Origin of the sequence: Mycobacterium sp. IEC1808, from assembly GCF_002101935.1 — a bacterium.
Lineage (GTDB): Bacteria > Actinomycetota > Actinomycetes > Mycobacteriales > Mycobacteriaceae > Mycobacterium.
This window is the reverse complement of the sequence record NZ_LQPV01000020.1, coordinates 83851-94396: the sequence shown is the minus strand read 5'-3', so window position 1 is coordinate 94396 and position 10546 is coordinate 83851. Positions and strand designations below refer to the sequence as shown.

Sequence of the window (10546 nt, the reverse complement as noted above, 5' to 3'; positions counted from 1 at the left end):
GATCCAACAGGCCCCCACTGCCGCCGGTGCCCCCGTTACCGCCGCCGGTTTCGCCGGCGGAGACCAGCAAACCCGCACCGCCCGCACCGCCAGCGCCGCCGCGCGCGAACAGCCCGCCGCTTCCGCCAGTGCCTCCCGCTCCGGCCGTTCCGCCTCCGTTTAGGTCGCCGGAGATCGAGCCGCCGGTACCCCCGGCCCCGCCGGCGCCAAACAACCCTCCTGCTCCACCGGTGCCACCGTTCCCGCCGAGGCCACGTCCGAAGCCGCCGGCGCCTCCCGCTCCGCCGGGCGCGAACAGGCCGCCCGCCCCGCCCGGTCCGCCGGCACCTGGTGTGGAAGTAGGCCCATCCGTGGCCCCGCCGGCCCCGCCGGCACCGCCGGCACCGAACAGCCCGCCGGCGCCCCCGGCTCCGCCGTTGCCGCCGCTGAGCGGCGCGCCGAGGCCGCCCATTCCCCCGGCGCCGCCGACGCCACCGAGCAATCCGCCCGGCCCGCCGTTGCCGCCGTGGCCGGCGGGGGTGATCGCGCTTGAGGGCGCACCCACCCCTCCGGCGCCGCCTGCGCCACCGAACAATCCGCCCGCGCCCCCGTTGCCGCCGTTGTGGCCGTTCGCACCGGCTCCGCCCGCCCCGCCATTGCCGATCAACCACCCGCCATCGCCGCCGTTCGCTCCCGAGCCCGGTGCGCCGTTGGCGCCGTTGCCGATCAGCGGCCGCCCGGTGAGCAGCTGGCTGGGAGTGTTGATGACGGCGAGGATGTCTTGCTCGAGGATCTGCAGCGGGCTGGTGTTGGCCGCCTCGGCAAGGGCGTACTGAGCGCCGCCGGCGTTCAGCAGCTGCACGAACTGCTGATGAAACGACGCCGCCTGGACGCCGAGCGCCTGATAGGCCTGCCCGTATTCGGCAAGCAGCGACGACACGGCCGCCGAGACCTCGTCGGCTCCGGCGGCGAGAATGCCCGTCGTCGGCGCGGCGGCGGCCGCATGCGCGGCGTTCAGCGTGTCGCCAAGAGTTTCCAAATCCCCGGCCGCCGAGGAAAACATCTCCGGAATCGCCACTAGCAAAGACATCGTTACCTCCGACCTTCGGGACCAGGCGAGCGCCTGAGTCAGAGGCTAGGAACGATCGGGAGCGATCGAATCAGGGAAATCCCTATAGTTTTCGGCGGCCCGTGTGTCGGCTAATCGAACCCGGAGAGCCCAAAAGTGTCGCTGGGCGTCCGGCCGCTGAGCTTCTGAACGATCCACTGGTTCATCGAGACCCTCTCCTCGCTGGCTTCCAAAGCGAGGCGGGCGTGCAGTTGCGGCGATGTCCTGACGACGAAGGTGCCGCTGTAGTTGCGCTCGCAAAGCGGCGTGGGCGGCGTTTCTCCGCATGTCCGCATGGCGTCCACATGCTCGCGGGTGGCTTGTTCGATGGCGGCGACGGCCTGTTCGGCGGTCGGCGCTTCGCGCCTCAAGTAAGGCAATTCGATGCACACGCCGACGTACTGGTCGTAATCGGGCGACCATTGCACGCGGTAGGCATAGCGGTTCACGCCGGATTTGATAGCAGATGCGCTATCGGATTCGCGAGTCACCTATCCCCAGGGAGAGCGCGACCCCCGAGACCATATGGCGGCCTATCCCCGCGCCATCGCCTCCAGCCGGCGGATGCGGTCCTCGATCGGTGGGTGCGTCGAGAACATGGAACCAATCCGCTCGCCCGCGCGGAACGGGTTGGCGATCATCAGGTGCGCCTGGCTGGCCAGCTGCGGTTCGGGCGGCAACGGTGCCACCTGAACCCCGCCCGAGATCTTGCGCAACGCCGCTGCCAGCGCCAGCGGGTCACCCGTCAGCACGGCGCCCGACTCGTCGGCCTGGTACTCGCGCGACCGGGAAACGGCCAGCCGGACCACGGTCGCGGCGATCGGGCCAAGCAACGAAACCAGCAGCAGCGCAAAGGGATTCTCGCCCTCCCGGTCTCCGGCGCCGAAGAACATCGCCATGTAGGACAGGGCGGTGATCACCGATGCCATCGCCCCGGCAATGCAGGAGATCAGGATGTCACGGTTGTAGACGTGCGAAAGCTCATGGCCAAGCACGGCGCGCAGCTCGCGCTCGTTGAGGATACCCAAAATGCCCGTGGTGCAGCACACCGCCGCGTTGCGCGGGTTGCGTCCGGTGGCGAAGGCGTTGGGCGCGTTGGTGTCGCTGATGTACAGCCGCGGCATCGGCTGGTGCGCGGCCGTGGCCAGCTCGCGCACGATCCGGTACATCACCGGCGCCTGCAGCTCGGAAACCGGCTGCGCGTGCATGGCCCGCAGCGCCAGCTTGTCGCTGTTGAAGTACGTATAGGCGTTCATGCCGACGGCGAACAGCACCGCGAGCCACATCGCCGTCCGGCCGAACAGCGAGCCGACAAACACGATCAACGCGGACATGCCGACCAACAGGGCGAAGGTCTTCAGCCAGTTGGCATGCGGATGCCAGGTCATCGGTGTCCTCCTAAGGCATTACCTATCGCCCATTGAACGCCCAAAGAGGCGGTCGAGGTTCCGCTGACCCGCTAACCGTGCCGGCTCACCGTGTAATCGACCAGCGTCTGAAGGGCGCGCCGCCCCGGGAGCTCGGGCAATAGGTCCAGCTCCTGGCGTGCCTGCGCCGCGTACTGCACCAGAAAATCCTTCGCCTTGGCCATCCCGGGTGACGCCCGCAACAGCGCCAGAGCCTCGGCCACCGCCGCGTCGTCCTCGACGGGCCCGGACAACAGCTCGCGCAGCCGCGGCGCCTCGGGTCCCGCCTCCCGCAGCGCATAGAGCATCGGCAGGGTGTGCACCCCTTCGCGGATATCGGTCCCGGGCAGCTTGCCCGACTCGTCGGAGTCGCTGTCGATGTCGATGATGTCGTCGGAGATCTGGAACGCGGTGCCGACGATGCCGCCCAGGCGGCTCAGCCGCCCGATCTGGTCGGCGTCGGCGCCGGAGAACATCGCGCCGAACTGTCCGGCCGCGGCTATCAGGCACGCCGTCTTCTCGTACACCACCTTCAGGTAGTGCTCGACCGGATCCGCCCCCTCCGCCGCCCCGCGGCCCTCGCGCATCTGGCCGGTGACCAGCTGGGCGAACGTCTCGGCGATGAGCCGCACCGCCTCCGGGCCCAGCCGGGACACCAGCCGTGACGCCGTCGCGAACAGGTAGTCGCCGGCAAGGATCGCGACATTGTTGCCCCAGCGCACGTTGGCGGTGGGCGTGCCCCGACGGACCTCCGCCTCGTCCATCACGTCGTCGTGGTAGAGCGTCGCCAGGTGCACCAGTTCGATGACCGCGCCGGCGATCGTCACCTCCGGGGCGTCCGGCTTGGGTCCAAGCTGCGCCGACAACACGGTGAACAACGGCCGGAACCGCTTGCCGCCGGCCTTGAACAGGTAGGTCAACGAGTCGGTCATCACCGCGTCCGCGCTGCGCAGCTCGGTGTCCATGAGCTGCTCGATCCGCCCGACACCGTCCCGCACGGTCGCGGCGAAAGCGGCATCTCCGAAGTCGATGCCCGCCACCACCGTCGCCGGAGTACTCACGCGACCAACATACTGGTGAGCGTGAACGTCGGAGCCGACCTGGTGGTCGTGGGCGCCGGACCCGCCGGTTCGGCCGCGGCCGCCTGGGCCGCCCGCGCCGGCACCGACGTGCTGGTCATCGATTCCGCCAGCTTCCCCCGCGACAAGGCCTGCGGCGACGGCCTGACCCCGCGCGCCGTCGCCGAGCTCGAACGCCTGGGGCTGGGCGACTGGCTCGACACCCGCATCCGGCACCGGGGCTTGCGGATGAGCGGGTTCGGCGGCGAGGTGGAGGTGGACTGGCCGGGCCCATCGTTCCCGTCGACCGGCAGCGCGGTGGCCCGCCTCGAGCTGGACGACCGGATCCGCAAGTGTGCCGAGGATTTCGGGGCGCGGATGCTGCTGGGCGTCAAAGTCGTTGCCGCGCATCATGACTCGTCGAGGCGGGTGGTATCGCTCAAGCTGGCCGACGACACCGAGGTGGGGTGCCGACGGTTGATCGTCGCCGACGGCGCCCGCTCGCCGCTGGGCCGCAAGCTGGGCCGGCGCTGGCATCAGGAGACGGTCTATGGCGTCGCCGCCCGCGGGTACCTGACCACCCCCCGCGCCGACGACCCGTGGCTGACGTCGCACCTGGAACTCCGCTCCCCAGATGGCGCCGTGCTGCCCGGCTACGGCTGGATCTTCCCCCTGGGCAACGGCGAGGTGAACATCGGCGTCGGGGCGTTGTCGACCTCGAAGCGGCCGGCCGACCTGGCGCTGCGCCCGCTGATCTCGTACTACACCGACCTGCGCCGTGACGAATGGGGCTTTTCCGGCGAGCCGCGGGCGGTGTCGTCGGCGCTGCTGCCGATGGGCGGCGCGGTCTCCGGCGTGGCCGGGCCGAACTGGATGCTGATCGGCGACGCCGCGGCCTGCGTCAACCCGCTGAACGGCGAGGGCATCGACTACGGCCTCGAGACGGGGCGGCTGGCCGCCGAGCTGCTGGACTGTGCCGATCTGTCACGGGTGTGGCCGTCGCTGCTGCAGGACCATTACGCCCGCGGCTTCTCGGTGGCCCGCCGGCTGGCGTTGCTGCTGACCTTCCAACGGTTCCTGCCCACCACCGGACCGATCGCGATGCGCTCGACAAGGCTGATGACCATCGCCGTGCGGGTGATGGCCAACCTGGTCACCGACGACGACGCCGACTGGGTGGCGCGGGCGTGGCGCGGCGGCGGGCGGCTTTCGCGGCTGGTGGATCGCCGAAAGCCGTTCAGCTGAGTTCGGTTCGCGAGCAGACGCAAAAGCCCCCATTTCGCAGCAGATTTGGGGGCTTTTGTGCCTGCTCGTCGTATCAATACCATTGACATGTATCAACCTGATTGATATATCTAGGGCATGACTCAACCAACCGATTTCGAATTCGAAAGCGCCTACCGCGGCGAATCACCGTTCGGTGCGGGCGTGCGTCCGCCGTGGAGCATCGGCGCCCCGCAACCCGAGCTGGCCGCCCTGATCGAGCAGGGCAGGTTCCACGGCGACGTGTTGGACGTGGGCTGCGGGGAGGCCGCGATCTCGCTGGCGCTGGCCGAGCGGGGATACACCACGGTGGGGCTCGACCTCTCGCCCACCGCGATCGACCTGGCGCGGCGCGAGGCCGAGAAGCGGGGCCTGACCAACGTCACCTTCGAGGTGGCCGACATCAGTGACTTCACCGGTTTTGACGGCCGGTTCGGCACGATCGTCGACTCGACGCTGTTCCACTCGATTCCGGTCGAGGCACGCGAGGGGTACCAGCAGTCGATCCGGCGGGCCGCCGCACCGGGCGCCTCCTACTTCGCCCTGGTCTTCGACAAGGCCGCGATTCCCGAAGGCCCCATCAACGCCGTCACCGCCGACGAGCTGCGCGACGTTGTGTCCAAGTACTGGGTCGTCGACGAGATCAGGCCGGCGCGCATCTACGCCAACCTGCCCGAGGGCGCCGTCGTGGACCTGCCGTTCGTCGACGTGCGCGACGAGCCCGACGGCCGCAAGTCGGTGGGCGCCTGGCTGCTCTCCGCGCACCTGGGCTCCTAGAACAAACCCGGTGTATAGTCCGGCTAATGAAGGCTTCGAGGCTGGCTTCGCTGATCGCCATGGCGGGCGCCGCTGTCGCACTGGCGGCGCCCGCGCAGGCCGATGACTACGACTACGTGTTCAAGAGCACGGTCAACAAGTTCGGCGTGTACGGTCCGCAGGACCAGCTCGCCTGGTTGGCGAAGATCAGCTGTGAGCGGATCGGCCGGGGCGTGGACGGCGACCCGTACAAGTCCGCCACCTTCGTCCAGCGCAACCTGCCCCGGGGCACAACCGAGGGCCAGGCGTTCCAGTTCCTGGGCGCCGCGATCGACCACTACTGCCCCGACCAGGTCGGCTTCATCCAGCGGGCCGGCAGCTAGACGCGATCAGGCTTATACCCGGCGTGCAACGCCACGATGCCGCCGGTCAGGTTGCGCCAGCGCACCGCCGACCACCCGGCCGCTGAAATCCGGTGCGCCAGCGTCGGCTGGTCGGGCCAGGCCCTGATCGACTCCGCGAGGTACACGTAGGCATCGGGGTTGGACGACACCGCCCGCGCCACCCTCGGCAGCGCCCGCATCAGGTACTCCTTGTAGACGGTGGCGAACAGCGCGTTGGTGGGCGTCGAGAATTCGCACACCACCAGCCGGCCGCCGGGCCGGGTGACGCGGAACATCTCGCGCAGCGCCGCCTGCTGGTCGGCCACGTTGCGCAACCCGAAGCTGATGGTGACCGCGTCGAACACCGCGTCGCCGAACGGCAGCTTGGTGGCGTCACCGGCGACCTTCGGCACCTGGCGACCCGCCCCCGCCGCGAGCATCCCGACGGAGAAATCCGCGGCCACGCACCACGCCCCGGATTTCCTCAGCTCCACGGTCGACACCGCGGTGCCTGCGGCCAGGTCCAGCACCCGCTGGCCCGGGCCGAGCCGCAGCGCCGAGCGGGTGGCCCGCCGCCAGTACCGGTCCTGCCCCAGCGACAGCACGGTGTTGGTCACGTCGTAGCGGCGGGCGACCCCGTCGAACATCGATGCGACGTCCCGGGGGTTCTTGTCCAACGCCGCGCGGCTCACCGCCCCGAGGCTACCGGGTCAATACTGTCGGTACCTTCGCTGGACGTGTTCCTGGCGGACCCGGATCTGCTCTCGGCGCTCCTCGGGACTGACGGCGCGGGTGGTCGCCGGAAGGTGTTGACGCACGTCGGCCAGCGGCACCTTGGTGACCGTCGCCTTCGGCAATTGGGGCGGCGGCGTGGAGTACGTCCACCGCAGGGCCAGAAACCCGCCGCGATGCCCGGCGGTGTCGAGCCAGTTCGGCACGCCGGGGTCGCGGTGGGCGACCACGTAGCGGAAGGTCCCGTCCGGGTCCGGCTCGGCCTGAAACCCGTTCCGGCTGCTGATGTGGTTGGCGTAATCGAGTGACTCGCCCCAGAGGTTCGACAGGTGGAAGCCCATATAGGCCGGCGCCACCGGGACGGCGACCTCGATGAGCAGGGCCTCGTCGGGCTCGAGGTCGAAGACGCCGCCGGAGTAGACGTTGGTGCTCTGGCCGCCGCCCATGGCGAGGTTGGCGAGCGCCGGTTCGTTGAGGGCGTTGCGGGGCATCAGGGTGAAGCCGTCACCGTTCTTGTCGCCGTGTGCCTCCAACACCACGTCGTAAAACTCGTTCCAGAACCTCATCTGGTTTTCCACGATCGAGCCGACGCGACGCAGCTGATGGGCCGCCGCGGCGGGGTCGATCGGCTGCGGGCGGGCGCCCTCCTTGCCCACCTGGACGATGTGCAGCTCGGGCGACTCCTCACGTTCCCAGTCGTGAAAGAGCATGCGCGCGATCAGGAATCGCGCCGTTTGGGTGCCGTCGTCCGTGGCCGTGGCGATGAAGTTGCCGGTGTGGCCGGCCGGCCGCTGGGGAGCCAGCAGGATCTCGAAGCGGCCGTCGTCGTCGACGACGAGGTCGGCGAGATCCAAGGATCCGGTGACGGCGCGCCCGCCCGGGACGAGCTCGGCGAGGCTGCCGGTGTCCCCGGCGTACACGGTGTGGGCCTCAAAGATGGTGTACTGCGGGGCCTTTCGGCCGTCCCCTACGGCGAGCCGGCCGCGCACCCGGTAGTCCTTGGCGCCGTCGATCGCGGCCGAGAGGTATAGGGCGTCGGCGTTATCGATGGTGGCCTTGTCCAGCGGTTGGATGGCGCGCCGGAAATACGGGAACTCGGGATCTTCGAAGAATGCCCGCTCGATGGCGCTGAAAACGAAGCCGAGCAGGTAGCGGTGCCCCTCCGCCAGGCCCTGTTCGGTCGCCGGTGGCGCGTGCAACTCCTCGGAGTCGACGGCGTCGCGGGCCCGGTTGAGGGCGTCGATCATGTCCGCCCAGGCCGCGCGGAGTTCGACCCGGGTCGATTCAGTGGACATTCGCGTCCTCTCCTTCGGTGTCCCACTGGTATTCGTCGAACAGGGCGGCTAGGCGAGTGTGGATCTCGCGGGGGTCGAGGCCGAATTCCTCGAGGCTGTAGCGGTGGGCCGATTCGTGCCCGCCGCCCGCCGACCGGATTGCCTTGGCGGCCTTCGGCCCCAGGTCGAGCTCCAGTTCCCGGTAGATGCGGCGCATGGTCTCCTCGGGCTGCGCGATCAGCTCGCGATAGTCGACGACGACCGAGCGAACCTCGGGGTGCCTGGCCAGAACGTCAAGCGGGCGTTGGTAGGTGTCGAACGATTGATCGGCCAAGACGCGCAGCGACTTTGCGATCAAGCGTTCGTCGCGCCCGCGCAGGCCCCATTCGGTCTTCAGCATCTTGAGCAGGCTCGGGATCGTCTCGTCGGGATTACGCATGGGCACAATGAATCTCGCGTCGGGGAATGTCTCGATCAGGGATTCGACGCGCCCGCAGAAGGTGGGGTTCTTGCTAAGGTGCGTGCCGCCGCCGTTGAGCGCGATCTGTCGCCGGACGCATTCTTTGTAGAAGTCCATCACCCGGCGCCGCTTGCGTTCGGGCCATTGGTCGACGTGGTAGAAGTCGAGCTCGCCCATGAACGGGAATATCACGATCCAAAAACCCGAGCACAGCGACCAGGTGAGGAAGAAGTCGTCCTCTTCGGGGACGAAGAACCCGGTCTTGTGCATGTCGTCGGTCGCCGCGAACCGTTGCTCCTCGATCTCGTCGAGGCGGCGGCGCAGCCGCCTGCCGAACACCGCGGCATCGACCCGAAACAGCAGGCGCAGCAACCGCTTTTCCAACAGCGACGGGAAGAACAGCTCGTACATCAGGGCGTAGCTGAACTGCGGGTCCGCGGCCATCAGCCGATGCAGGTAGGTCGTGCCGCTTCGGGCGTGCCCGATGCAAAACGTCGGACCGGTCACCCGTGTGCGGCGCAGTGATGGGAAGAGGATCGGGTCGAGGGCGAAGCACACGGCGTGGATCGCGGCGACGAGCGGAACGCCGAGCAGAAATCCGAAGTAGCGCGACCAGCGCTTCGATGCCGGTGGATCCCGGCGCAACAGCCCGAGCATCGTCCGGTAATTGGGCCAGTCGAAGTAGAAGCGCGTGCCCGGCATGAAACCTCCTCAGCGCGAGCTGATTTCGGGCAGGCTATCGCCATGTATTTGACATTGTCAAGTATGTCTTTGATACCGTGGCGGCTGTGACGTACGCGCCCAAGCTGGACTCCGTGGATTCCATCAGCGCTGCGCTTTCGCGAGTCGTGCGGCTCAGCGTGAGTCGTTCGGCGTTCGCGCGGCAGGCGTCGGCGGCGGACACCGAGCTGTCCCAGCCGTCCTACATGCTGCTTCGCGTGTTGATCGACGAGGGCCCCCTGCCGATCGGGCGCCTGGCGACCATGGCGCACATGGACGTGGGGATGGCCACTCGCCGAGTGCGGGCGCTGGCCGACGCGGGGCTCGTGACGCGGCGCGCCGATCCGAGAGACGGGCGCGTCTCGGTGATCGCGACGACGCCGGACGGCGAACGCGCCGCGGGATCGCTGCACGAGGTGCGCAGGGAGCACCTGGCCCGGGCGCTTTCGCGCTGGTCGGCGGCCGAGCTCCAGCAGTTCGATCGGCTGTTGACGAAGTTCCTCGAGGACACGACGAAGACACCGATCAAGGCGTAGCGGCAGCGCGGGAATGGGACGCCGGTGAATGCGTTATAGGGCTGCGTGAGCGAAAAAGTTTGGTTTATCACCGGTACATCAAGAGGCTTCGGACGAGACTGGGCAATCGCCGCGCTGGAGCGCGGCGACAAGGTCGCCGCGACGGCACGCAACATCGCGACACTGGACGACCTGGTCGACAAGTACGGCGACGCACTACTGCCGATCCAGTTGGACGTCACAGATCGCGACGAGGACTTCGCGGCGGTCAAGCGGGCGCATGATCACTTCGGGCGCCTGGACATCGTCGTGAACAACGCCGGCTACGGCCACTTCGGCTTCATCGAGGAGCTCTCCGAGCAAGAGGCGCGCGACCAGATCGAGACCAACGTGTTCGGCGCGCTGTGGGTCACCCAGGCCGCGCTGCCGTACCTGCGGGAGCAGGGCAGCGGGCACATCATCCAGGTGTCCTCGATCGGCGGCATCACCGCGTTCCCGTTGGTCGGCATCTACCACGCCTCGAAGTGGGCACTGGAGGGCTTCTCGCAGGCGCTGGCCCAAGAGGTCGCGCCGTTCGGCATCCACGTCACGCTCGTCGAACCGGGCGGCTTCGACACCGACTGGGCCGGGGCGTCGGCCAAGCACTCCGAGCCCCTGCCGGCGTATGACGAGGTTCGCGCCGCCGTCCAGGCCGAGCGCAGCAAGCGATGGGCCAGCCCGGGCGACCCGTCCGCCTCGGCGGCCGCGCTGCTAAAAGTGGTGGACGCCGAAGAGCCGCCACTGCGGGTGTTCTTCGGCGCCAGCCCGCTGCAAACGGCGAAGGCCGACTACGAGAGCCGGCTACGCAACTGGGAGCAGTGGCAGCCCGTCGCGGAGCTGGCGCAGGGGTAGC

12 protein-coding genes are annotated in these 10546 nt (G+C 68.7%); 5 read left to right on the top strand and 7 right to left on the bottom strand.

Features of this window, described 5'->3' with window-relative positions; genetic code table 11:
* The 4 genes from AWB92_RS13575 to grcC1 all read right to left on the bottom strand — a co-directional run.
* Positions 1-1069: PE family protein (locus tag AWB92_RS13575; protein WP_142282085.1), on the bottom strand; the 1069-nt coding region annotated here is incomplete at its 3' end.
* A gap of 110 nt (positions 1070-1179) precedes the next feature.
* Entirely contained in the window at positions 1180-1536 is a 357-nt protein-coding gene (locus tag AWB92_RS13570) for a type II toxin-antitoxin system HicB family antitoxin (RefSeq protein ID WP_068109610.1), read from the bottom strand.
* Positions 1537-1620: 84 nt separating this feature from the next.
* Positions 1621-2475 carry a zinc metalloprotease HtpX gene (gene htpX / locus AWB92_RS13565; RefSeq protein WP_085186286.1) on the bottom strand — a complete coding sequence of 285 codons (855 nt, stop codon included), beginning with the start codon at positions 2473-2475 and terminating at the stop codon, positions 1621-1623.
* A gap of 71 nt (positions 2476-2546) precedes the next feature.
* Complete coding sequence (gene grcC1 / locus AWB92_RS13560; RefSeq protein ID WP_085186284.1) at positions 2547-3554, bottom strand: nonaprenyl/(2E,6E)-farnesyl/geranylgeranyl diphosphat synthase; 1008 nt, start codon at positions 3552-3554, stop codon at positions 2547-2549.
* A 15-nt stretch (positions 3555-3569) separates the two neighbouring features.
* Between grcC1 and menJ the strand changes: the two genes are divergently transcribed.
* The 3 genes from menJ (at position 3570) to AWB92_RS13545 (ending at position 5953) form a co-directional block, all read left to right on the top strand.
* The gene (gene menJ, locus AWB92_RS13555) at positions 3570-4796 is read left to right on the top strand and encodes a menaquinone reductase (RefSeq protein ID WP_142282084.1); all 1227 of its coding nucleotides are present in this window, start codon (positions 3570-3572) and stop codon (positions 4794-4796) included.
* 117 nt (positions 4797-4913) lie between these two features.
* A complete protein-coding gene (locus tag AWB92_RS13550; protein ID WP_085186282.1) occupies positions 4914-5591 on the top strand; it encodes a class I SAM-dependent methyltransferase in 678 nt (225 codons plus the stop codon).
* A 26-nt stretch (positions 5592-5617) separates the two neighbouring features.
* Positions 5618-5953 (top strand): DUF732 domain-containing protein, encoded by a 336-nt coding sequence (locus AWB92_RS13545; RefSeq protein WP_068177465.1) that lies wholly within the window; start codon positions 5618-5620, stop codon positions 5951-5953.
* Here the strand turns inward: AWB92_RS13545 and AWB92_RS13540 are convergent.
* From AWB92_RS13540 to AWB92_RS13530, 3 genes are read right to left on the bottom strand one after another with little or no spacing between them, the layout of a single operon-like run.
* Positions 5950-6645 carry a demethylmenaquinone methyltransferase gene (locus tag AWB92_RS13540; RefSeq protein ID WP_068139389.1) on the bottom strand — a complete coding sequence of 232 codons (696 nt, stop codon included), beginning with the start codon at positions 6643-6645 and terminating at the stop codon, positions 5950-5952. The two genes, AWB92_RS13545 and AWB92_RS13540, sit on opposite strands and share 4 nt — an antisense overlap.
* Before the next feature lie 18 nt (positions 6646-6663).
* On the bottom strand, positions 6664-7980 hold the full coding sequence (locus AWB92_RS13535) for a DUF1214 domain-containing protein (protein ID WP_085186280.1): 1317 nt from the start codon (positions 7978-7980) through the stop codon (positions 6664-6666).
* The gene (locus AWB92_RS13530) at positions 7970-9121 is read right to left on the bottom strand and encodes a sulfotransferase (RefSeq protein WP_085186278.1); all 1152 of its coding nucleotides are present in this window, start codon (positions 9119-9121) and stop codon (positions 7970-7972) included. The genes AWB92_RS13535 and AWB92_RS13530 overlap by 11 nt, the downstream gene beginning before the upstream one ends.
* An 86-nt stretch (positions 9122-9207) precedes the next feature.
* Here AWB92_RS13530 and AWB92_RS13525 point away from each other — a divergent pair, with 86 nt between their 5' ends.
* Together AWB92_RS13525 and AWB92_RS13520 are read left to right on the top strand one after the other, a co-directional pair.
* Positions 9208-9675, top strand: a complete 468-nt coding sequence (locus AWB92_RS13525) for a MarR family transcriptional regulator (protein ID WP_142282083.1) — start codon at positions 9208-9210, stop codon at positions 9673-9675.
* A 45-nt stretch (positions 9676-9720) separates the two neighbouring features.
* Positions 9721-10545, top strand: coding sequence for an SDR family oxidoreductase (locus AWB92_RS13520; RefSeq protein WP_085186276.1), 825 nt, complete (start codon positions 9721-9723; stop codon positions 10543-10545).
* Position 10546: the final 1 nt, after the last annotated feature.